19 protein-coding genes and 1 tRNA gene are annotated in these 21,348 nt (G+C 54.3%); 15 read left to right on the forward strand and 5 right to left on the reverse strand.

Annotation, left to right across the window (positions count from 1 at the left end):
- Positions 1-179: 179 nt before the first annotated feature.
- Positions 180-1,238: a DNA polymerase IV gene (gene dinB / locus ACLW56_RS22185; protein WP_330985844.1), complete on the forward strand. Its 1,059-nt coding sequence runs from the start codon at positions 180-182 to the stop codon at positions 1,236-1,238.
- Between the two features lie 281 nt (positions 1,239-1,519).
- On the opposite strand, the gene pepD is transcribed toward dinB, so the two are convergent.
- Complete coding sequence (pepD, locus tag ACLW56_RS22190) at positions 1,520-2,977, reverse strand: cytosol nonspecific dipeptidase (protein ID WP_330985845.1); 1,458 nt, start codon at positions 2,975-2,977, stop codon at positions 1,520-1,522.
- A 256-nt stretch (positions 2,978-3,233) separates the two neighbouring features.
- Between pepD and gpt the strand changes: the two genes are divergently transcribed.
- The 3 genes from gpt to crl all read left to right on the forward strand — a co-directional run bounded on the left by gpt (position 3,234) and on the right by crl (position 5,492).
- Positions 3,234-3,692 carry a xanthine phosphoribosyltransferase gene (gene gpt, locus ACLW56_RS22195; protein WP_040077024.1) on the forward strand — a complete coding sequence of 153 codons (459 nt, stop codon included), beginning with the start codon at positions 3,234-3,236 and terminating at the stop codon, positions 3,690-3,692.
- Positions 3,693-3,791: 99 nt separating this feature from the next.
- On the forward strand, positions 3,792-5,036 hold the full coding sequence (gene frsA / locus ACLW56_RS22200) for an esterase FrsA (protein ID WP_330985846.1): 1,245 nt from the start codon (positions 3,792-3,794) through the stop codon (positions 5,034-5,036).
- Positions 5,037-5,093: 57 nt separating this feature from the next.
- A complete protein-coding gene (gene crl, locus ACLW56_RS22205) occupies positions 5,094-5,492 on the forward strand; it encodes a sigma factor-binding protein Crl (protein WP_330985847.1) in 399 nt (132 codons plus the stop codon).
- A 210-nt stretch (positions 5,493-5,702) separates the two neighbouring features.
- Here crl and ACLW56_RS22210 read toward each other — a convergent pair whose 3' ends face one another.
- Positions 5,703-6,800 carry a porin gene (locus ACLW56_RS22210; RefSeq protein WP_330985848.1) on the reverse strand — a complete coding sequence of 366 codons (1,098 nt, stop codon included), beginning with the start codon at positions 6,798-6,800 and terminating at the stop codon, positions 5,703-5,705.
- Between the two features lie 275 nt (positions 6,801-7,075).
- On the opposite strand from ACLW56_RS22210, the gene proB reads away from it, so the two are divergent.
- From proB to ACLW56_RS22225, 3 genes are all read left to right on the forward strand, one after another.
- Positions 7,076-8,179, forward strand: coding sequence for a glutamate 5-kinase (proB, locus tag ACLW56_RS22215; RefSeq protein WP_330985849.1), 1,104 nt, complete (start codon positions 7,076-7,078; stop codon positions 8,177-8,179).
- A 10-nt stretch (positions 8,180-8,189) separates the two neighbouring features.
- Positions 8,190-9,443, forward strand: a complete 1,254-nt coding sequence (gene proA / locus ACLW56_RS22220) for a glutamate-5-semialdehyde dehydrogenase (RefSeq protein WP_330985850.1) — start codon at positions 8,190-8,192, stop codon at positions 9,441-9,443.
- Between the two features lie 103 nt (positions 9,444-9,546).
- Positions 9,547-9,622: transfer RNA gene (locus tag ACLW56_RS22225), tRNA-Thr, on the forward strand.
- 202 nt (positions 9,623-9,824) lie between these two features.
- Here the strand turns inward: ACLW56_RS22225 and ACLW56_RS22230 are convergent.
- A complete protein-coding gene (locus tag ACLW56_RS22230) occupies positions 9,825-10,166 on the reverse strand; it encodes a hypothetical protein (protein ID WP_330985851.1) in 342 nt (113 codons plus the stop codon).
- Between the two features lie 260 nt (positions 10,167-10,426).
- Between ACLW56_RS22230 and ACLW56_RS22235 the strand changes: the two genes are divergently transcribed.
- Positions 10,427-10,693 (forward strand): helix-turn-helix transcriptional regulator, encoded by a 267-nt coding sequence (locus ACLW56_RS22235; protein WP_330985852.1) that lies wholly within the window; start codon positions 10,427-10,429, stop codon positions 10,691-10,693.
- Between the two features lie 20 nt (positions 10,694-10,713).
- On the opposite strand, the gene ACLW56_RS22240 is transcribed toward ACLW56_RS22235, so the two are convergent.
- Positions 10,714-10,917, reverse strand: coding sequence for a helix-turn-helix transcriptional regulator (locus ACLW56_RS22240; RefSeq protein WP_415378070.1), 204 nt, complete (start codon positions 10,915-10,917; stop codon positions 10,714-10,716).
- Positions 10,918-11,455: 538 nt separating this feature from the next.
- Positions 11,456-12,019, reverse strand: a complete 564-nt coding sequence (locus ACLW56_RS22245) for a MucR family transcriptional regulator (RefSeq protein WP_330985853.1) — start codon at positions 12,017-12,019, stop codon at positions 11,456-11,458.
- Between the two features lie 397 nt (positions 12,020-12,416).
- Between ACLW56_RS22245 and tssB the strand changes: the two genes are divergently transcribed.
- The 7 genes from tssB to tssH all read left to right on the forward strand — a co-directional run.
- Entirely contained in the window at positions 12,417-12,914 is a 498-nt protein-coding gene (gene tssB / locus ACLW56_RS22250) for a type VI secretion system contractile sheath small subunit (protein ID WP_330985854.1), read from the forward strand.
- Positions 12,915-12,950: 36 nt separating this feature from the next.
- A complete protein-coding gene (tssC, locus tag ACLW56_RS22255) occupies positions 12,951-14,501 on the forward strand; it encodes a type VI secretion system contractile sheath large subunit (protein WP_330985855.1) in 1,551 nt (516 codons plus the stop codon).
- An 18-nt stretch (positions 14,502-14,519) separates the two neighbouring features.
- Positions 14,520-15,857 (forward strand): type VI secretion system baseplate subunit TssK, encoded by a 1,338-nt coding sequence (gene tssK / locus ACLW56_RS22260; RefSeq protein WP_330985856.1) that lies wholly within the window; start codon positions 14,520-14,522, stop codon positions 15,855-15,857.
- Positions 15,854-16,507 (forward strand): type VI secretion system protein TssL, short form, encoded by a 654-nt coding sequence (gene tssL / locus ACLW56_RS22265; RefSeq protein ID WP_321218181.1) that lies wholly within the window; start codon positions 15,854-15,856, stop codon positions 16,505-16,507. The genes tssK and tssL overlap by 4 nt, the downstream gene beginning before the upstream one ends.
- 3 nt (positions 16,508-16,510) lie before the next feature.
- The gene (locus ACLW56_RS22270; RefSeq protein ID WP_330985857.1) at positions 16,511-18,226 is read left to right on the forward strand and encodes an OmpA family protein; all 1,716 of its coding nucleotides are present in this window, start codon (positions 16,511-16,513) and stop codon (positions 18,224-18,226) included.
- A gap of 13 nt (positions 18,227-18,239) precedes the next feature.
- A complete protein-coding gene (gene hcp, locus ACLW56_RS22275) occupies positions 18,240-18,731 on the forward strand; it encodes a type VI secretion system effector Hcp (protein ID WP_024558534.1) in 492 nt (163 codons plus the stop codon).
- A 164-nt stretch (positions 18,732-18,895) separates the two neighbouring features.
- Positions 18,896-21,348: type VI secretion system ATPase TssH (gene tssH, locus ACLW56_RS22280; protein WP_330985858.1), on the forward strand; the 2,453-nt coding region annotated here is incomplete at its 3' end.

The raw sequence follows: 21,348 nt of genomic DNA on the forward strand, positions 1-21,348 counted from the left end.
AGTGCCGTCGGGCAAAACGCCGGGTGGCGCAACGCTTACCCGGCCTACTTAAGCGCGGCGGTTACTGTAGGCCCGGCAAACGCAGTGCCGCCGGGCAGCTTTCTTGGACGCTATACCCGGCTCTTCTCATCTCTGATAATTTTACTGTATACTTAACCAGTAATTGTTGAGGGCTGAGTATGCGCAAAATTATCCATGTTGATATGGACTGCTTTTTTGCCGCGGTTGAAATGCGGGATAATCCAGCCCTGCGCGACATTCCTGTCGCCATCGGTGGCAGCCGTGAACGACGTGGCGTTATCAGCACCGCCAACTATCCGGCTCGTAAGTTTGGCGTTCGCAGCGCCATGCCAACCGCGATGGCCCTCAAGCTTTGCCCCCATTTAACGTTATTACCGGGCCGATTCGAGGCCTACAGAGAAGCGTCTAACCATATCCGTGAAATTTTCTCGCGTTACACCTCTCTGATAGAACCTCTCTCGCTGGATGAGGCCTATCTGGATGTGACCGACAGCCTGCACTGTCACGGCTCTGCAACGCTAATGGCGGAAGAGATTCGCCAGACTATTCACAAAGAGTTAAACCTCACTGCGTCTGCGGGGGTGGCTCCAGTCAAGTTTCTCGCCAAAATCGCCTCGGACCTCAACAAGCCCAACGGGCAATATGTCATTACGCCTGATGAAGTGCCTGTTTTCCTGAAAACGCTGGCGCTCGCGAAAATTCCTGGCGTGGGGAAAGTTTCAGCGGCCAAACTTGAAAGCATGGGGCTACGAACCTGCGAAGATGTGCAGCACGCAGACCTGGCGATGTTGCTCAAGCGCTTCGGTAAGTTTGGCCGAGTGCTATGGGAGCGCAGCAACGGTATCGACGAGCGTGATGTGAATAACGAACGTCTGCGTAAGTCGATAGGCGTGGAACGCACGTTGGCGGAAGATATCCACGAGTGGGAAGACTGCGAAGCCATCATAGTGAATCAGCTTTATCCCGAACTGGAACGAAGGCTGGCAAAAGTGAAGCCTGACCTGCTGATAGCTCGCCAGGGCGTAAAGCTCAAATTCAATGATTTTCAGCAGACCACGCAAGAGCATGTCTGGCCGAAACTCAGCCAGGAAGACCTGATTGCCACAGCATATAAAACCTGGCAGGAGCGGCGCGGCGGACGCGGCGTCAGGTTGGTGGGCGTTCACGTCACGTTGTTGGACCCGCAGCTTGAACGGCAGTTGGTGTTGGGATTGTAAGAAGTGCCTGGCGGCGCTTCGCTGGCACAGGCCTACGTAAACAACAAATGGCTTGCCTTTGTAGGCCAGGCAAACGCAGTGCCGCCCGGCAATACCCGGCCCGCGACCAATAAAAAAGCCTCCTTTCGGATAACGCCGTTCACTTAAGCCAATGAATTAGGGGAAACACCGGGATTTGGTTCCCGGAGGGACGCCAAACCCGGTGGTCGCCCCGGATATCTCGGTCTTAAACTAACGGTGTTATCCTTTCGGAGGCTTTCGTCATTCTGCAATCAACAAACTTACTTCGCAGGAATCGCTTTCAGCAGTTCAGTCAGCAGCGTCCAGTACTGGCCCACGCTTTCAATATGAACCTGTTCATCCGGAGAGTGCGGGCCAGTGATGGTTGGGCCGATAGAAACCATGTCCATGTTCGGATACGGCTTCTTGAACAGGCCACATTCCAGACCGGCGTGAATCACCTGAATGTTCGGGGTTTTGTCGAACAGACGCTGATAGGTTTCGCGAACCAGGTGCATCACCGGAGAGTTAGCATCTGGCTGCCAGCCTGGGTAGCCGCCTTTCGGTGCGGTTTTGGCGCCCGCCATTTTGCCCAGTGATTCCAGCATGCTCACCACGTAATCTTTGCCGCTGTCGATCAAGGAACGAATCAGGCAGATGATTTCGACGTTGTCGTCGTGCATGCTCACCACGCCGACGTTCAGGGAGGTTTCCACCACGCCTTTAGCGACGTCAGAGTTGCGGATAACGCCGTTCGGGGTGGCGTTCAGCAACTGGATGAAGCTGTCGCGAGACTGTGCGGTCAGCGCCGCTTTGTCAGCGGAAACGGACTCCAGCACCATGGTCAGGTTTTTCTCTTTCACGGACAGTTCGTTTTTCAGGATATCCAGATAAACGTTCGCCAGTTTTTTCAGCTCATCAGCTTTTGCTGCCGGAACCGCTACAGTCGCGAAGGCTTCACGTGGGATTGCGTTACGCAGAGTACCGCCGTTGAAATCAACCAGACGCAGGTCCAGTTCGGCAGAGTGGCCTGCCAGGAAGCGCGCCAGCAGTTTGTTGGCGTTGCCCAGGCCTAAGTGAATGTCGCCACCGGAGTGACCGCCTTTCAGGCCTTTCAGGGTCAGCTTGAAGCTTTCGAAGCCCGCAGGTACAGCTTCACGGCTCAGCGGCAGGGTGGTGATGAAATCGATACCGCCCGCACAACCCATGTAGATCTCACCTTCTTCTTCGGAGTCGGTGTTGATCAGGATATCGGCCTGCAGCCAGTTTGCTTGCAGACCAAATGCGCCGTCCATGCCAGCTTCTTCTGTCATGGTCAGCAGCACTTCCAGCGGACCGTGCTCAACGCTGTCGTCAGCCAGAACGGCCAAGGCAGAAGCCATGCCGATACCGTTATCTGCGCCCAGCGTGGTGCCGCGTGCTTTTACCCACTCGCCATCGATGTACGGCTGAATCGGGTCTTTAGTGAAGTCATGAACGGTATCGTTGTTTTTCTGCGGAACCATGTCCAGGTGCGCCTGCATCACCACAGGTTTGCGGTTTTCCATCCCCGCGGTAGCCCCTTTACGAATCAAAATATTGCCAACCTGGTCGCGCTCAGCGTGCAGGCCTTTTTCCTTCGCCCAGCCCATGATGTGTTCGGCAAGCTGTTCTTCGTGGTAGGACGGGTGAGGAATGGAGCAGATTTTTGCAAAAATGTCCCACAGCGGCTGCGGGGACAGTTGAGACAGTTCAGACACGGTAAGTCTCCTTACGGCTCCTGCAAAAGTGACTTGCAGGTAATGGGTTAGCGAGGGCAAACAGGCGCACTGCCTGACTTGCGAGATGCCGTCGAGAATACCACTTTCTGCCTGCTCTGGTAGTACATCGCGCGCAAAAACTCCCGGCAAGGCCGTGAAACACTGGTTTTTAGTGCGTCAGATCTCTATAATCTCGCGCAACCTGGAATCACCCCGAACATTTTTTAAGCCGTTTTACAGGCTGGGATACAATCACATGAGCGAAAAATACGTCGTTACCTGGGACATGTTGCAGATTCATGCACGCAAACTGGCCGCGCGCCTGATGCCGTCCGAACAGTGGAAAGGCATTATTGCCGTCAGCCGTGGAGGCCTGGTACCGGGCGCTCTGCTGGCTCGCGAACTGGGTATTCGTCATGTGGACACCGTCTGCATTTCCAGCTACGACCACGACAACCAGCGCGAGCTGACCGTCCTCAAGCGTGCTGAAGGCGATGGTGAAGGCTTTATCGTTATCGACGATCTGGTTGATACCGGTGGCACCGCTGTTGCGATTCGTGAAATGTACCCGAAAGCACATTTCGTCACTATCTTCGCCAAACCTGCTGGTAAGCCGCTGGTTGACGATTACGTGATTGATATCCCGCAGGATACCTGGATTGAGCAGCCGTGGGATATGGGCGTGGTGTTCGTGCCGCCAATCAGCGGTCGTTAATCAAAAGCACGCTTTCAACGCCCGCATTCGCGGGCGTTGTCCTTTTTAGCCTCCAGCGGGTTACAATAGAAACCATGTCGTGTTCATGGAGTCTATGCGATGCCAGAAGCTAATCTCAGCGAAGTCCTTTTTAAACCTCGTTTTAAGCACCCGGAAACCTCGACGCTGGTGCGCCGTTTCAATCAGGGCGCGACCGTGGCGGTACAGTCCGCACTCGACGGGAAAAACGTGCCGCACTGGTATCGGATGGTGAACCGTCTGATGTGGATTTGGCGTGGCGTGTCGCCGCAAGAAATCCTCGACGTGCAGGCGCGCATTGTCATGAGCCAGGCCGAACGTACTGATGACGATCTCTACGACACTGTTGTGGGTTATCGCGGCGGCAATTGGATCTACGAATGGTCGAAGCAGGCGATGCTCTGGCAGCAAAAAGCCGGGCAGGAGCAAGATGACACCTTGAGCGGTCGCCATTGGCTGCATGCCTCGAACCTCTACAGCATCGCGGCGTACCCGCATCTTAAAGGTGACGAACTGGCAGAGCAGGCGCAGGCGCTGGCAAATCGTGCCTATGAAGAAGCCGCCAACCGCCTGCCTGGCTCCATGCGTGAACTGGAATTCACCATTCCTGGTGGCGCGTCGGTGAGCGGCTTTTTACATATGCCACCCGGTGAAGGCCCGTTCCCGACGGTCCTGATGTGCGGTGGCCTGGATGCCCTGCAAAGCGACAACTACTCCCTGTTTGAGCGCTATCTTGCCCCGCTTGGCATTGCGATGCTGACGCTGGACATGCCTTCGATTGGTTTCTCTTCAAAATGGAAACTGACGCAGGATTCCAGCTTCCTGCACCAGCAGGTGCTTAAATCTTTACCCAACATTCCGTGGGTGGATCATACGCGTGTGGCGGCATTTGGTTTCCGTTTCGGCGCGAATGTCGCTGTGCGCCTGGCGTATCTGGAATCACCACGCCTGAAGGCCGTCGCCTGTCTCGGCCCGGTGGTTCATGGTTTGCTGTGCGACCCAATGCGTCAGGGGAATGTGCCAGAGATGTATCTTGACGTGCTGGCTTCACGTCTGGGTATGCATGATGCTTCCGACGAGGCGCTGCGGGTTGAACTCAACCGTTACTCGCTGAAAACGCAAGGGTTGCTGGGCCGTCGTTGCCCAACGCCGATGCTCTCGGGTTACTGGCAAAACGATCCGTTCAGTCCAGAAGAGGAATCCCGTTTAATCACTTCGTCATCTGCAGATGGCAAGTTGATGGCGATCCCGTTCAAACCTGTTTACCGTAATTTTGACAAGGCGTTGAAAGAAATTGCTGCGTGGATCAATCATAGAATTGGTTAATGATTTGCTAAATTCTATTGATTTGGTAAAACAGTTGCATCACTAAAGGAGATCGCAATGACGTTACCGAGTGGACACCCGAAGAGTAAACTGATCAAGAAATTCACTGCCCTTGGCCCTTACATCCGCGAAGAGCAGTGTGAAGACAATCGCTTCTTTTTCGATTGCCTGGCAGTGTGCGTTAATGTCAAACCGGCACCGGAAAAGCGTGAGTTTTGGGGATGGTGGCTGGAAATGGAAGCGCAGGAAAAGCGTTTCACCTACAGCTATCAGTTTGGCTTATTCGACAAAGACGGCGTCTGGCAGCCGACGGTCATCAAAGATACTGAAGTGGCCGATCGTCTCGAACAGACCCTGCGTGGATTCCACGAACGCGCTCGTGAGCTGCTGAAAACGTTCGACCTGGCGTTAGAGCCTGCGGATGACGTTGATCAGCCGATACGACTCTCAGCATGAATAAATAAAAACCCTCGCAAGCGAGGGTTCAGATTGCTGACAAAGAAGGAAAAAGCGTGGTTTTTCCTTCTTTGTGGTGAGCAGCCGAAAATCAATAATTGATTTTCCTTATTTTTTGTTCTGCCACCCATGACAAAACGGTATTCGTTAGAGGTTTGTCATCAGTCTCAAAACCCTCGCTTGCGAGGGTTTTTTTTCGCCTGAAGATAATCAGAACTGATAAACCAGACCCAGAGCAACCACGTCGTCGTTGTTCAGACCGAGTTTATTGTCGTCGCTCAGCTGGTTGATTTTATAATCAACAAAGGCAGACATGTTTTTGTTGAAATAGTAAGTCGCGGCTACGTCGATGTATTTCACCAGATCCGCATCGCCAACACCTTCAATATCCTTGCCTTTAGACTGGATATAACCGATGGATGGACGCAGACCAAAGTCGAACTGATATTGTGCAACCACTTCGAAGGCCTGGTTTTTATTCGCAAAGCCACTGACTTTAGTATCCACACCGCTAATAGAAGCCGTGCCGGAAATTGGGGTCATATTGCGGGTTTCAGCATAAATGGCAGCAACGTAGACGTTGTTAGCATCATATTTGAAGCCCGTCGTCCAGGCTTCTGCGTCAGTCCCTTTACCGAAGCTGCTGTCCTGCTGGGTCAGCGTACGGTTAGAGTTCGCGTAAGCGGTGCCCAGGGTGAAACCAGAGTCACCGAAATCATAGCTCAGGGAAGTACCGAAGCCGTCGCCGTTTGCTTTAGAGGCGGCACGACCGTCGTTTTCGTTCTTGCCCTGGTACTGCAATGCCAGCTTCAGGCCATCAACCAGACCAAAGAAGTTGTTGTTGCGGTAGGTGGCCAGACCGTTACCACGGCCAGTCATGAAGTTGTCGGTTTTGACGAAAGAGTCATCACCGAACTCTGGGATCATATCGGTGTAAGCCGCCACGTTGTACAGAACGCCGTAGTTACGACCGTAATCAAAAGAACCGAAATCCCCGGCTTTCAGGCCCGCAAAAGCCAGACGGGTTTTGGTGGTTGCCGGGTCACCTTCAATTTTGTTGGCCGCAACCTGATATTCCCACTGACCAAAACCAGTCAGTTGGTCATTAATTTGGGTCTGACCTTTAAAACCCAGACGAATATAGGACTGATCGCCATCCACTGCATCGTTATCGCTCATATAGTGTTCAGCTTTAACGCGACCGTACAGATCCAGTTTGTTGCCATCTTTATTATAAATTTCGGCGGCCTGTGCGACGGTGGAAGACATTACGCCCAGTACCATTAATGCCAGTGTGCTCTTTTTCATTTTCAACCCTGATTTATAAACGCGCTGTTATTTGGGAACTCGCCCGATGTAAAAAACAGGAAGGGTTGTAACCTTCGGAAATGAAAGTTTTATGACAAAGTAAGAATAATTTTAAAAAACTGTGATTAGCTATTTCTGTCATAAAAAAGTCATTGTCTGCCGCTACGCTTCCTGATCCCGCGCAACAAAGTAAGCCGCAACCCGTTGTGGGAGTTGGCAAGCGCCCTGAGTCCTGCTAAAACGTCCTTTTCCTCCTTATTGAATGGCAGAGAAACATGAGTGACAGTCAGACGCTGGTTATCAAACTGGGAACCAGTGTTTTAACCGGGGGTTCGCGCCGCCTTAATCGCGCCCATATTGTCGAGCTGGTGCGTCAGTGCGCCCAGTTGCATGCTGCAGGGCATCGCATTGTGATTGTGACCTCCGGAGCGATAGCCGCTGGACGTGAACACCTCGGCTACCCGGAACTTCCTGCCACCATCGCTTCTAAGCAACTGCTGGCCGCCGTCGGCCAGAGCCGTCTTATTCAGCTCTGGGAACAACTCTTCTCTATCTATGGCATTCACGTCGGGCAAATGCTGCTGACACGCGCCGACATGGAAGACCGAGAGCGCTTCCTTAATGCGCGAGACACCCTGCGAGCGCTGCTGGATAACCATATCGTTCCGGTCATTAACGAAAACGACGCGGTGGCGACGGCTGAAATTAAAGTGGGCGATAACGATAATCTGTCTGCGCTGGCGGCAATCCTTGCCGGTGCGGATAAATTGCTGCTGCTGACCGATCAGCAAGGCCTGTTCACAGCGGACCCGCGCAATAACCCGCAAGCTGAGCTGATTCAGGATGTTCACGGCATTGATGATGCGCTGCGCGCCATCGCCGGAGACAGCGTTTCAGGGCTAGGCACGGGCGGCATGGGTACCAAACTTCAGGCCGCTGACGTGGCTTGCCGCGCAGGCATCGACACCATTATTGCTGCTGGCAGCCGCCCAGGTGTGATTGGCGATGTCATGGAAGGTATTGCTGTAGGCACGCGCTTCCATGCTCAAACTTCACCGTTGGAAACCCGCAAGCGCTGGATCTTCGGCGCACCGCCTGCCGGTGAAATCACTGTCGATGAAGGTGCAGTGTCTGCGATTCTGGAAAGAGGGAGCTCATTGCTTCCTAAAGGAATTAAAAGCGTGACAGGTAACTTCTCCCGTGGTGAAGTCATCCGTATCCGTAATCTTGAAGGTCGCGACATCGCGCACGGCGTCTCTCGCTATAACAGCGACGCCTTGCGCCGCATTGCCGGACACCACTCACAGCAAATCGATGCCATTCTCGGCTATGAATATGGCCCGGTTGCCGTCCATCGCGACGATATGATCACCCGTTAAGGAGCTTTCAATGCTGGAACAAATGGGCATAGCTGCCAAAGCGGCCTCGTACAAACTGGCGCAGCTTTCCGCTCGCGAAAAAAATCAGGTTCTGGAAAAGATTGCTGATTATCTGGAAGCTCAGACCGCTGATATCCTCTCCGCGAACGAGCAGGATCTTGCAGAAGCACGCGGTAATGGCCTGAGCGAAGCGCTGCTGGATCGTCTGGCGTTAACGCCCGCACGCCTGAAAAGCATTGCCGACGATGTTCGTCAGGTGTGTAACCTCGCCGACCCGGTAGGGCAGGTGATGGATGGCGGCATGCTGGACAGCGGCCTGCGCATCGAACGCCGCCGCGTGCCGCTCGGCGTGGTCGGCGTTATCTATGAAGCCCGCCCGAATGTCACCGTGGATGTCGCCTCTTTATGCCTGAAGACCGGCAATGCGGCTATCTTGCGCGGCGGTAAAGAAACCTGGCGCACCAATGCCGCCACGGTGAAAGTGATTCAGCAGGCGCTGGAAGAATGCGGATTGCCGGCGGGAGCAGTACAGGCCATTGAAAGCCCGGACCGCGCGCTGGTGAGTGAAATGCTGCGTATGGACAAATACATCGACATGCTGATCCCACGCGGCGGCGCTGGGCTGCACAAGCTGTGCCGCGAGCAATCCACTATCCCGGTGATCACCGGCGGAATTGGCGTGTGTCATATCTATGTTGATGATTCCGCTGAGTTTGACCCAGCCCTGAAGATCATCGTCAACGCGAAAACCCAGCGTCCGAGCACCTGTAATACGGTCGAAACGCTGCTGGTGAACAAAGCGATTGCTGAAACTTTCCTGCCTGCGCTAAGCAAACAAATGGCAGAAAGCGGCGTGACGCTGCATGCCGATGCGAATGCTTTGGCCTTGCTGCAAAATGGCCCGGCAAACGTGATGGCGGTTAAAGCGGAAGAGTATGACGACGAATATCTGTCGTTGGATTTGAGCGTGAAGCTGGTGGACGACCTCGATGAGGCTATCGCTCACATTCGCGAGCATGGTACCCAGCATTCCGATGCGATCCTGACCCGCACGCTGCGCAACGCCAATCGTTTTATCAACGAAGTGGATTCGTCAGCCGTGTACATCAACGCTTCAACCCGTTTCACCGACGGTGCACAGTTTGGTCTCGGCGCAGAAGTGGCCGTCAGCACCCAAAAACTGCACGCCCGTGGCCCAATGGGCCTCGAAGCACTGACCACCTACAAGTGGATCGGCTTCGGCGATGATACGATTCGTGCGTAACTGAAAACGGGTGATGCAAAAATAGCCGATTGATTCATAAGGCCATTGACGCATCACCCGCAGAGTTTTAAGCTTTTCCCCGTCCACACTATTCCGCAGAAAAGCCGATATAGCTCAGTTGGTAGAGCAGCGCATTCGTAATGCGAAGGTCGTAGGTTCGACTCCTATTATCGGCACCATGAAATCAACAAGTTACCTACCTTTTACACTTCCAGTTAGCTATACCAGCCAGCCATGTAAGCATTGTGTAAGCGCCAGCATTCTGTTCTGCTCTTCTTCACCAGCCACCTGAATTTAAAAGGGATTTATGAGTCGGGGTTCATTAGGCTGCAATAAGTGGCACTTGAGCTTGCGCCACTTATTGCCTGATCGGCGCCTAGATTAACGTTGTTCAATCACAACATCAGGTGTTGATGAATAATCGGGGCGTTGCAAGTCAGAGTCTCCCTGCCGAAGGCATCTGAAAGTGAGAACGATATTATCTCCAGGCAGTGAACCTCGGCTACCGCTCGTAATATTGTTTACCATCAACTCTTTCCCCTTCTGTTGGCAAAATTCGGCTGCTTCAGTCAGTGCTGCTTTACGGGCACCAGCTTCACCTCTAACCGGGGCAGCATGTACGGACAATGAATAGGTATCAGGTCCAAGCTGTAGGGCTCCGCTGGATTGCAGACACCCACTCAAGATCGCACTAGCCACAATCACACAACTACGTTTTTTCATTTTACCATTCCCTTTTAAAATTAATTAGTTACGAATCCATGGTCGAATGAAAGCTACAGTAGACTTTATGTTTTGTATGAAATTCACTCAATTAAACTAGCCATTACTAGCCACTTAGCATGAGTAAAGCGCATCCTCGATTTACGCATTCAACCGTAAAGTAGGGGTATCAATAATTTAATTCCAACTATAGTTGGAAGACAAGGGTATCAGCAGGAAGTGAAATTTCCAACAACTGTTAGAGTTTGCTGGAGAGGTCATTGGACATTGCAATCGTGTTTGGCAGCGTTTTAAGAACGCTTCGTAAGAAGGCTGGGTTAACGCAGGAACAATTGGGATTTGAGGCAGGGCTAGAGCGTAATTACATCAGCATGCTTGAGCTTGGACAGCGCCATCCTTCCCTGGCTACCGTCTTCAAGCTCGCACCGCCTTTAGAGGTAAGTCCATCACAGATTATCGCTATTGTCGAAGCCACAAATCCTGATGTTCAATCTGAGAAACAAATCTCTCGCTCTTCGAAGGAGTAATCGTTGTACTCGTACAGCGCTCAATATGCTCCTTTGTCTAACAAAGCTTCCAGGTCACTCAGCCTCCAGCGTAAGCGATTACCTACATGTACGGGTTTTATTGGGCCCTTTTCATAGCAGGACCAACAACGCAAGGTTTGCGGTTTTAATCCAAGAAACGCAGCCGCTTCGTCAGTGGTTAAAATTCGACGGGCTAAAAATGGATTCAGAGAACAGTCGGTCATTGCTTGTTATTCCTTTTGATTGAAATATGTGGAAACGAAGCAAGTAAACGCCTGTCACTATGGGTGGAGTAAACCCTGGACTATGGGTAGATTTTTTGGGAAGTGATAATTCGTAGTGGGGAAGTTTGCATCGATGGGTTGTTAGCTTCTTTTCACTCAGTGTGCTGAGTTTTTCTGACGATGGATATCGCAAGGATACTCGAATTAGGCAATGCATTATCTAACAGGCGGTTACCTGAACGATTCACAGCGAAAGCTTAAGTGGATCTAGTCGCTAAAGATATGGACTGACTGGTAATCGCTGGATTCGGTCATTCTGTCTCCCTGCTTATGCAAGTAAACCAAAAAACCTTGTGGAGCCGATATCCACATTACAGACGGTCCCGGCAAAAATGCCTGGCCTGGCCTGACCCCCATAAGTTGTTATCGGCACCCCACCAGACCTGGATACATCATCTGGTCGATTAGGGGCCTGGCTGGCTAATATCCCATTATAAGAGGGCGAATAAAGAAACGGGTGTCTTAAAAGGCCAACATTTTATCCCCGGTTTCCTGATTTTTTCACCCAGCTGTAGAGCGCGCTGATGGAGACGCCAAGATCTCCGGCAATCTTCTTTACGGGCTCGCCTGATTGTTGCCTGCTATTCATCCGCTGAATAGCTTTGTCTTTCAGCTCCTGAGAGGCCGTAATGATAACCGGTGATTTTTCCCAAATTTTGCGTTCCAGGATCTTTTTACGCGTCTGATAGAGATGCAGTTCTGACAGGTTTCTTCGCTTTGCTGATGGGGCTCCTGCACGGTTTTTGCGTGCTTCCCGCATCATGGCCAACTGCTGTTCGGGAACCCAGTTGCCACTGGCAATCCTGTCCTTCATGTTCTGACTACGCTTTGAGAGATAGGCAGTACCAGCCAGGGATACACTCTGAGGAATGTTCCACTTTTCGCGATACTCGTATGCACTCAGACCATGTACAAACCAGACGTGGCGGGGCAAAAACTGCAGTGGCTTCCCACATTCCAGACAGGGGATGAGTTCTCTGTTGTGGTACAGAGCGACCTCGTCAAACGAGGTGAAGGGTGAAGTACGTTCCTTTTTATACATGCTACACCTTCCATGAAACCGGATGATGATTGTCTTATATCCGGGGCAATAACTATATTTCAAAAGGTTTTTATTTGTTTCTTATTTTTGTGCCCGGTCTATTTTGGGATGATTTTAGGATTTTTCAGCATTAAGGTTTTGCCTACAACGCATGAGCGAATATTCTTAATTCCATTAAATTATCGTTTCAATTAATTCGAATGTTTCGACTATCAATCCCAGGTGTGACGCGGAATTTAAGTAACGCTTAAATATTTAGGTTTGTAACTGAAAGTATCATTTCCGTTTTGTCTGCTTTACCTTGATGCAACTCACTGGTTAGAATAAAAAGCCCCTGCTTTTATATGGTGACACTCAACCCGACAAAGGGATTAATTCATTCAGGAGATAAATATATATGTCTGAATCATTTCAGAACGAGATACCTCGCGCGCGCGTAAATATAAAATTGGACCTGGTTACGGGTGGTGCCCAGAAGAAGGTTGAGTTGCCACTGAAGCTTCTGAGTGTTGGTGACTACAGCAATGGCAAGGCGGAAGGGACGCTGTCAGAACGTGAAAAAATCAACATCAACAAAAACAACTTCAACAGTGTTCTCGCTGACCTCAATCCCGAAGTTAATCTCACCGTTAAAAATACCCTCGCTAACGATGGCTCCGAAGAAAACGTAAAACTGGCTTTCCAGAATATGAGGGATTTTGAGCCAGAAGCGGTTGCGCGCCAAATTCCTCAGCTCCGTGCGATGCTTGCCATGCGCAATTTACTGCGTGATTTGAAATCCAATCTTCTGGATAACGTCACTTTCAGGAAAGAACTGGAAACTATTTTAAAGGACCCGTCACTCTCTGAAGAATTGCGCAGCGAACTGAATGCGCTTGCCCCGACCCAGGCTTAATGACTGGAACCTGTTAACGGAATAATTACGAGTAAAATGCTTATGTCAGTCAATAATGAATCTCAGAGTCAGGCCGGCGGCACCACCATCGAAAAAACGCTGCCGCAGGGTGGAGTTTACGCTTCTCTGTTCGACAAAATTAATTTAACGCCGGTCGCTGAAATCGGTGACCTGAATGGGTTTGAAGACAACACCGTGATGGCGGAAACCTCCGCAGATGCGCGTGTTACCGCAGCAGTCCAGGTCTTCATGCAGTGCCTGCAGAAGTCTGGCCAGAAAGTGGAGAAGCTCGACAAGACCCTGCTTGATCACCACATCGCGGAGCTGGATTTCCAGATCAGTCGCCAGCTGGATGAAGTGATGCACAGCGAGGAATTCCAGAAAGTGGAATCGGTCTGGCGCGGCCTGAAGTCGCTGGTGGACAAAACTGACTTCCGTCAGAACGTGAAACTGGAAATTCTGGATCTGTCGAAAGACGAGCTGCGTCAGGACTTTGAAGACTCCCCGGAAATCATCCAGAGCGGCCTGTACAAGCAAACCTACATCGCCGAATACGATACTCCGGGCGGTGAACCTATTGCGGCTATCATTTCTGCATATGAATTTGATGCATCCGCTCAGGATGTAGCACTGATGCGTAACCTCTCCAAAGTGTCTGCGGCGGCGCATATGCCATTCATCGGTTCTGCTGGTCCGAAGTTCTTCCTCAAAGATGACATGTCTGAAGTTGCAGCCATCAAAGACATCGGTAACTACTTCGACCGCGCGGAGTACATCAAATGGAAATCGTTCCGTGAGACCGACGATTCCCGTTATCTCGGCCTGGTGATGCCACGTGTGCTGGGTCGCCTGCCATATGGCCCGGATACCGTACCGGTGCGCAGCTTCAACTACGTCGAAGAAGTGAAAGGCCCGGATCACGATAAATACCTGTGGACCAATGCGTCATTCGCTTTCGCGGCCAACATGGTGAAGAGCTTCATCAACAACGGCTGGTGCGTACAGATTCGCGGCCCGCAAGCCGGTGGTGCAGTGAAAGACCTGCCAATTCACTTGTATGACCTCGGTACCGGCAACCAGGTGAAAATCCCGTCGGAAGTGATGATCCCGGAAACCCGCGAATTTGAATTCGCTAACCTCGGCTTCATCCCTCTGTCCTACTACAAAAATCGTGATTACGCGTGCTTCTTCTCGGCGAACTCCACGCAGAAACCAGCCCTGTATGACACCGCAGATGCAACGGCTAACAGCCGCATCAATGCCCGTCTGCCGTACATCTTCCTGCTGTCGCGTATCGCGCACTACCTGAAGCTGATCCAGCGTGAAAACATCGGTACCACCAAAGACCGTCGTCTGCTGGAGCTGGAACTGAACACCTGGGTTCGTGGACTGGTGACGGAAATGACCGATCCGGGCGACGAGCTGCAGGCTTCTCACCCGCTGCGTGACGCCAAAGTGATTGTCGAAGACATCGAAGACAACCCGGGCTTCTTCCGCGTCCGCCTGTTCGCTATCCCGCACTTCCAGGTGGAAGGGATGGATGTCAACCTGTCACTGGTTTCTCAGATGCCGAAAGCCAAATCGTAAGGCAAGGGGAAATCAGGGATGAAAATTTACCGCCCACTTTGGGAGGATGGGGCCGCTCTGGCCCCGCAACAGTTCCAGCAGCAGGCCCGCTGGAGTGAACACGTTGCCGACATGGTCGCCCGGATGGGTATTTCTCACCCCTGGGGCGTGGTGGCGGCAGAATTTGATGATGCCGCACTGGCGCTTTCGCGCCTGAACGCCACCCGTCTGGTGGTGCGCTTTCAGGACGGTACCCTTGTGGATACCGACCTGGCAGATACCCTTCCTCCGGTCTGTGATTTGTCTGTTGCCGCCGGCTGTGAGGCTGTTGACGTGGTTGTCGCGCTGCCGCTGCTGAGTGCCAGCGGTGGCAATCTCGATAACGGTCAGGACAGTGAGCGCCCGCGTCGCTGGAAAGCGGAGCGTGTTGTGGTGCAGGAGCTGGCCGGGCATGAAAGCGGGGAACTTGCGATCCTGCGTAATGCGCTGACCCTGCGTCTGTCCAGCCAGGAAAATACAGCCTATCTGACCTGTCCGGTGGCCCGCTTGGTGCGTAATGCACAGGGGCAGTGGAGTCGTGACCCGGCCTTTGTCCCGCCGATGCTGTCGGTTGCTGCGAGCCCATTACTGACCACCGAACTGGGTGACCTGCTGGTTCGTCTGCAGGCCCGTCGTCGTCGCCTGATGGCCATGCGTCGTGAAAGCAATGAGCGGATGGCCGACTTTGCGGTCGCGGATGTCTCCCTGTTCTGGCTGCTCAATGCCCTGAACAGCGCCGAGCCGGTGCTGACGGAACTGCTGCAGACGCCTGATCGTCACCCGGAACTGCTGTACCGCGAACTGACCCGTCTGGCCGGCAGCCTGCTGACCTTCTCACTGGAGCATGACGCCGGCGATATTCCTGCTTATCAGCACGATGCACCGGAGCGGGTATTCCCGCCGCTGCTGGCACTGCTCGACAAGCTGCTGGAAGCGAGCCTGCCGTCGCGGGTGGTGAGTATCCACCTGGAGCATCAGGATCAGATCTGGAAAGGTGCCTTGCACGATGCGCGTCTGCGCGAAGGGGCGGACTTCTATCTCTCCGTACGCTCCTCCATGCCGAACCATGAACTTCAGACGAAATTCCCGCTGCTGTGTAAAGCGGGCAGCTTTGATGATGTGTCCGACGTGGTGAACGTGGCCCTGAGCGGGATGGTTATCAAACCGCTGACCCATGTTCCGGCCGCCATCCCGTTACGTCTTGAGAACCAGTATTTCTCGCTGGATCTGAGTACTGAGGCGGCTCGCGCAATGCTTGAAATGGGCAGTTGCACCTTCTACACCCCGCGCTCACTGGGGGATGTGAATCTTGAACTCTTTGCGGTGCTGCGCTCATGAATAAATCCGAACTCAGCCAGATAGAACGCATTTTCTACCCGGGCTGGCTGATGGCCAGCCAGCTGCGCGGCGGGCAGGAAGTCCGGGACGGGGAAGGGCTCTATCGCCGGGCCTGCCGTCTGGTGCAGGAGGCGAAAGCGGCGCTCACGGAGGCAGGTTACAGCGACATCAGCCGTGACCATATGGTGTATGCCCTGTGTGCACTGCTTGATGAGAGCGTGATGAACCGCGGAACCACCGATGACGGTTACCTGACGTGGCGTCGTGATCCGTTGCAGGCTCACTTCTTTGGCACCCTCAATGCCGGTGAGGAGTTGTGGGAACGGATCCGCAACTTGCTGAAAGAAACCGCTCCTGACGCCGCCGTCCTGACCTGCATGTACCGGACCCTGCAGTTGGGGTTCGTCGGTCAGTATCGTGCCCAGGATGATGAGCGCCGGGAAGATATCGTTCGCGCGCTCGCGGAACGGGTGCCGGCCTTCACGCTGGCACAGGACGCCCCTATTGTTGCCCGGGCATCACGCCTGCGCAGCGGTCGTCGCTGGTACTGGCTGACCTGGGTTGTGGCCGCTGTCGCCCTGGTGGCGCTCTGGTTCTTCCTTTCGTCTTCGCTTACCGACCTGGTAAGCCAGACTGTCAGGCCGGGGTAAGCGATGCGGGATGCGTACCGAAGTCTGTTAACTGCCCTGGGTGCCGTGCTGGCACTGTGGCTCATTCTGGGATTTTGGCCGCTGTCCACGGGCAGCCGTGTGGCACTCAGCCTGCTGGTTATTCTGGTATCAGGTGTGATGTTCTGGCGTCAGCGTCGGGCTTCGCAGGCGAGGGCGACCGCTGTCCGGGAAATTGTGGATGAAAACCTGCCGCCGGAAGATTTTCAGGGGGCGGTGATCCTCGTCTGTGGCGACAACGCCCCGCTGTTTGTGTCCGGCTCCCGCCACCGGGAAACCCGGCAGGGCTGGTATCTGTGGGTGAAGGATGCGGAACAACTGCCTCTGCTGGCACAGCACCTGAGCCTGGTGCGCCCGGCCCTGGTGTCGCAAATCTCCGTCATGCTGGCGGTGGTACCTGAACAGCACACCTCCGGCGATGATTTTACCCAGTCTCTGCGGGGCTGGCAGCGGGCTGTCGTCCAGTGCCGTGCGGCATTTGGCACTCTCCCACCGCTGTGGACTGTGACCTGGGTATCGCCCCCTGTGGCCTGCGCGGAGGCAGAGCCCGTCTGGTTTACCACGGTCAGCCAGCGGAGCGGTATTCAGGTGTATCAGCCCGGTCAGGGCAATGTGTCACTGACGGAGTGGACCCGGGAAACCGGCTCAGACGGACGTCTTTCGCGTCTGAGTCAGGGCCTGTGGCTGGACAGTCTGCTTGCCTGGCAGAACAGCGCGGTGACTAACCTGCTGTCGGTACGCCAGGGCGAACTGCCGGTGATGAAGCCCTGCGTGCAGGGCATGTGTATGGTGCCGGTGAGCGGTATCACGGGCAATCTCTGGCAACAGCACATCACTTCCGTGACGGCGCTGCCACCGGATACCGTTGTGAGTACCGGGCCACTGCCGCTGCCTGAACTGCTGCTGCCGGCGTTGCCACGCCGACGTGGTGTCAGCCGCAGAATGGTGTTCTGGCGCTATGCCGGATTACTGGGCGGGATTTTCCTGGCACTGGCCATGCTGGCGTCCTGGATGAACAACCAGCGTCTCATTCGTAATGTTGGCGATCACCTGGCGTTATATCACCAGCTGACGGGTAAGCCTGTTGCCCCGAAACTGCGTGCGCAGCAGCGCCTGCGGGCCGATGGCGCACTGCTGGACGACTGGGCGCGTCGCGGGGAGCCACTGCGTTATCGCCTGGGGCTGTATCAGGGGCTGCGTCTGGTTCCACCTGTTGAGGCCGCCGTCAGCGACTGGGCTCCACCGCCACCGCCTCCACCGGTCATTAAGAAAATCATCCAGGGTCCGAAAACCATCCGCCTCGACAGCATGTCGCTGTTCGATTCCGGCAGGTACGAACTGAAATCAGGCTCCACCAAATTGCTGATTAACTCGCTGGTTGGCATCAAAGCCAAACCAGGCTGGCTGATCGTGGTGGCCGGACACACCGATAACACCGGCAATCCTCAACTGAACCAGACGCTGTCTTTGAAGCGCGCCGCAGCGGTGCGTGACTGGATGCGCGACACCGGTGACGTGCCGGAAAGCTGTTTCGCCGTGCAGGGCTATGGCGAAAGTCGACCTGTCGCAACAAATGACACCACGGAAGGGCGAGCGCTTAACCGCCGTGTCGAAATCAGTCTGGTGCCACAGGCTAACGCCTGCCAGATACCAGGCAAAACCCCAGCGTCATCGCAGGATGATGACGTTTCTCAACACTAATGGAGTAAATCCGATGGCAATTCCAGTTTATCTTTGGCTGAAAGACGACGGCGGTGCGGATATCAAAGGTTCTGTAGACGTGCAGGATCGTGAAGGCAGCATCGAAGTTGTCGCTCAGGAGCATAACCTGTACATCCCGACCGACAACAACACCGGCAAGCTGACCGGTACCCGTATCCACACCCCGTTCCTGTTCACCAAGGAAATCGACTCCTCCAGCCCGTACCTGTACAAGGCTGTGACCACCGGTCAGACCCTCAAGTCTGCGGAATTCAAGTGGTACAAAATCAACGACGCGGGCCAGGAAGTGGAGTACTTCAACACCAAACTGGAAAACGTGAAAGTGGTGAAAGTGAATCCTGAAATGTACGACATCAAGGATCCTTCTAAAGAGAAGCACAACCACCTTGAGCGCATTGAACTGCGTTACGAAAAAATCACCTGGACCTACAAAGACGGCAACATCATTCATTCCGATTCCTGGAACGAACGCGCCACGGCGTAATCCCGTTGCGGGCAGGCTTGCGCCTGTCCGCAGTTTTTCGCTGAGCGTCTGCCCACGCAGGCCCTGAGCGAAAAATCACATTCTGCCTTCCTGACCTTATGCGCTTTGGTAAGTACACAGCGATGGGCGGTAGCGTGCCCGGGAAAAAATAAAGAGAGAGAAAAATGGAAACTTCAGCCGTCCTGTTACGCCGACTCAATCCTTACTGCGCCCGCGCGCTGGAAGGCGCAGCTTCTCTGTGCCAGACCCGTGCGCATGCGGAAATCCTGCCAGAGCACTGGCTGCTGAAGCTGCTGGAGCAGGGCGAAGGCGATCTCACCGTGCTGGCACGTCGCTACGAGTGGGATATGGACGGCATGTGGCAGGCGCTGCTGGGCTGGCTGGATAACCTGCCGCGTTCCGTGCGCGGCCGTCCTCAACTGGCGGAGTCTCTGAATCAGTTGCTGAAACAGGCGTGGATGGCGGCTTCATTGCAGGGCGAAGAGCAAATCCGCAGCCAGCACTTACTGCTGGCACTGATTGAAAGCCCGAAACTGATCCGCTGCGATGGCCTGTGGCCACTGTTCACGCTGGGCCAGAGCCAGCTGGAACGTCTGCGTCCTTTGCTGGATGCGCAGTCTGACGAGCGCCCGGAACTTCAGCTTGAAGAAGAACTGATTGCTTCGACGGGCGGCGATGTTGAGATGATCGGCCGTCCGGCAGGCAGCGAAGTGAAAGAGGGCGAGCTCAATCCGGCCCTGCAAAATGCGCTGGATAAATTCACCCTGGATGTCACGGCGAAAGCGAAAGAGGGCAAAATCGACCCGGTCTTTGGTCGCGATACCGAAATCCGCCAGATGGTCGATATTCTCTCTCGCCGTCGTAAAAACAACCCGATTCTGGTCGGCGAACCGGGCGTGGGGAAAACTGCGCTGGTAGAAGGCCTGGCGCTGCGTATTGCCGAAGGCAACGTGCCGGAATCGCTCAAACCTGTGATTTTGCGCACGCTTGACCTCGGTCTGCTTCAGGCTGGCGCGGGCGTGAAAGGCGAGTTCGAGCAGCGTCTGAAAAACGTTATCGATGCCGTGCAGCAGTCGCCAGTGCCGATTTTGCTGTTTATCGATGAAGCGCACACCATTATCGGCGCGGGTAATCAGGCGGGTGGCGCAGATGCCGCGAACCTGCTGAAACCGGCGCTGGCGCGTGGCGAACTGCGCACCATCGCCGCGACAACCTGGTCCGAATACAAACAATATTTTGAACGCGATGCCGCGCTGGAGCGCCGCTTCCAGATGGTGAAAGTCGACGAGCCGGATGACGACACCGCGTGCCTGATGCTGCGCGGCCTGAAATCCCGCTACGCTGAACACCACAATGTTCACATCACCGATGATGCGGTGCGCGCGGCGGTTACACTTTCCCGCCGCTATCTGACAGGCCGCCAGCTACCGGATAAAGCCGTTGATTTGCTGGATACCGCGAGCGCCCGTGTACGTATGAGCCTGGATACCGTGCCGGAACAGCTAACCCGCATCCGCGCACAAATCACCGCGCTTGAGATGGAGAAGCAGGCGCTGCTGGAAGACATCGCGCTGGGCAGCCAGACGCACGGTGAACGCCTGTCAGTCATCGAGCAGGAAGAAGTCAGCCTGATTGTTGAGCTGGATAAGCTGGAAACCCAGTACGGCGAAGAGCTGAAACTCACCGGGCAACTCCTTGAAACCCGCCAGGATATCTCGCGCCAGAGCGAGACGAATGCGCTGCAACAGCAGCTGAGTGGCATGCAGCAAAACAGCCCACTGCTTTCTGTTGATGTGGACGTACGCACTGTGGCGACAGTGATTGCCGACTGGACGGGCGTGCCGCTTTCCTCCCTGATGAAAGATGAGCAGACAGAACTGCTGAGCCTGGAGCAGGAGATTGGCAAGCGCGTGGTTGGGCAGGATGTGGCGCTCGAAGCCATCGCCCAGCGCCTGCGTGCCGCCAAAACCGGCTTAACGTCTGAAAACGGACCGCAGGGCGTGTTCCTGCTGGTTGGCCCAAGCGGCGTGGGGAAAACCGAAAGTGCGCTGGCGCTGGCAGATTCCCTGTATGGCGGTGAAAAATCCTTGATCACCATCAACCTGTCGGAATACCAGGAGCCGCATACCGTTTCACAGTTGAAGGGTTCCCCTCCGGGCTACGTCGGTTACGGCCAGGGCGGCATTCTGACCGAAGCCGTGCGCAAGCGCCCGTACAGCGTGGTGCTGCTGGATGAAGTGGAGAAAGCCCACCGCGATGTCATGAACCTGTTCTACCAGGTCTTTGACCGTGGCTTCATGCGCGACGGCGAAGGCCGCGAGATTGACTTCAGAAATACAGTAATTCTGATGACCTCGAATCTTGGTAGCGACCACTTAATGCAGTTTCTTGAAGAAAATCCGACAGCCAGCGAAGGCGAATTACACGAATTATTGCGCCCGATTTTGCGAGATCACTTCCAGCCAGCGCTGTTAGCACGCTTCCAGACTGTGATTTATCGCCCACTTTCTGAGCAAGCCATGCGCTCAATTGTGGAAATGAAACTCGATCAGGTGAGCAAACGCCTGCACCGCCATTACGGGTTGACGTCACACGTTGACGTAAGTCTGTATGACGC

The sequence above is a fragment of the Pantoea sp. sgz302252 genome, from assembly GCF_047713085.1.
Taxonomy (GTDB): Bacteria; Pseudomonadota; Gammaproteobacteria; order Enterobacterales; family Enterobacteriaceae; genus Scandinavium.

Bases quoted from the DNA above. Each gene is read 5' to 3' on its own strand.
- dinB (WP_330985844.1), top strand. From the start codon at position 180: ATGCGCAAAATTATCCATGTTGATATGGACTGCTTTTTTGCCGCGGTT.
- gpt (WP_040077024.1), top strand. From the start codon at position 3,234: ATGAGCGAAAAATACGTCGTTACCTGGGACATGTTGCAGATTCATGCA.
- frsA (WP_330985846.1), top strand. From the start codon at position 3,792: ATGCCAGAAGCTAATCTCAGCGAAGTCCTTTTTAAACCTCGTTTTAAG.
- crl (WP_330985847.1), top strand. From the start codon at position 5,094: ATGACGTTACCGAGTGGACACCCGAAGAGTAAACTGATCAAGAAATTC.
- ACLW56_RS22210 (WP_330985848.1), bottom strand. From the start codon at position 6,800: ATGAAAAAGAGCACACTGGCATTAATGGTACTGGGCGTAATGTCTTCC.
- proB (WP_330985849.1), top strand. From the start codon at position 7,076: ATGAGTGACAGTCAGACGCTGGTTATCAAACTGGGAACCAGTGTTTTA.
- proA (WP_330985850.1), top strand. From the start codon at position 8,190: ATGCTGGAACAAATGGGCATAGCTGCCAAAGCGGCCTCGTACAAACTG.
- ACLW56_RS22230 (WP_330985851.1), bottom strand. From the start codon at position 10,166: ATGAAAAAACGTAGTTGTGTGATTGTGGCTAGTGCGATCTTGAGTGGG.
- ACLW56_RS22240 (WP_415378070.1), bottom strand. From the start codon at position 10,917: ATGACCGACTGTTCTCTGAATCCATTTTTAGCCCGTCGAATTTTAACC.
- ACLW56_RS22245 (WP_330985853.1), bottom strand. From the start codon at position 12,019: ATGTATAAAAAGGAACGTACTTCACCCTTCACCTCGTTTGACGAGGTC.
- tssB (WP_330985854.1), top strand. From the start codon at position 12,417: ATGTCTGAATCATTTCAGAACGAGATACCTCGCGCGCGCGTAAATATA.
- tssC (WP_330985855.1), top strand. From the start codon at position 12,951: ATGCTTATGTCAGTCAATAATGAATCTCAGAGTCAGGCCGGCGGCACC.
- tssK (WP_330985856.1), top strand. From the start codon at position 14,520: ATGAAAATTTACCGCCCACTTTGGGAGGATGGGGCCGCTCTGGCCCCG.
- tssL (WP_321218181.1), top strand. From the start codon at position 15,854: ATGAATAAATCCGAACTCAGCCAGATAGAACGCATTTTCTACCCGGGC.
- ACLW56_RS22270 (WP_330985857.1), top strand. From the start codon at position 16,511: ATGCGGGATGCGTACCGAAGTCTGTTAACTGCCCTGGGTGCCGTGCTG.
- hcp (WP_024558534.1), top strand. From the start codon at position 18,240: ATGGCAATTCCAGTTTATCTTTGGCTGAAAGACGACGGCGGTGCGGAT.